The 582-nt window shown below is 61.5% G+C and carries 1 pseudogene; it reads right to left on the reverse strand.

The window, feature by feature from the left end:
- Window positions 1-582 (reverse strand): annotated as a pseudogene (locus tag ACFQ2O_RS22285) (efflux RND transporter permease subunit); the annotation flags it as partial.

The raw sequence follows: 582 nt of genomic DNA on the forward strand, positions 1-582 counted from the left end.
CCATCACAATGTCGAGCGTCATGCCGATAATCATGTCGCGGCTCAGGTTCTCGTTGTTCTTGTCGATGAGGTTGGCCGAGCCGGTGAGCCGGGTCTGGACCACCGTCGAGTCGACGGACGTGCGCAGAAACTGCTGCAGGCCGTTGTTGAGCGCGTGTACCTTGATGCTGCCCACATCGGCCATGCGGCCGGTGAGGCGGCCAGCGGAGGCGTCGGGCAGGGCCAGGGCCCGAAACTCGGGCTTCTGCCGGAACAGCTTCACCTTGCGCAGCAGCCGCGCCAACTCGTCCTCGTCGGCGGGTAAGCGGTATTCTTCTACCATGCCGCCGTTCAGGGCCTTGCGCACCGATTTGATGATGGTTACAGGCGAGGCCACGAAGTTGAGGCCGTAACTCTGCTGCAGGTGGTTCTCAATCTGCTCGGTTTCGCGTAGCACTTCCAAATCGAATACCGTGCGGTTGGGGCCGGGGTCGAGGGCCATTTCGAAGGGCCGGACGCCGGCAAAGTTGTCCTCGAAAAACCGGAAATCCAGTTTCACCGGGTCGTTTTTGGAGAGGTCGTCGAGCAGCGCCGAGTTGATGC

This window comes from Pontibacter rugosus (assembly GCF_042678745.1).
Lineage (GTDB): Bacteria > Bacteroidota > Bacteroidia > Cytophagales > Hymenobacteraceae > Pontibacter > Pontibacter rugosus.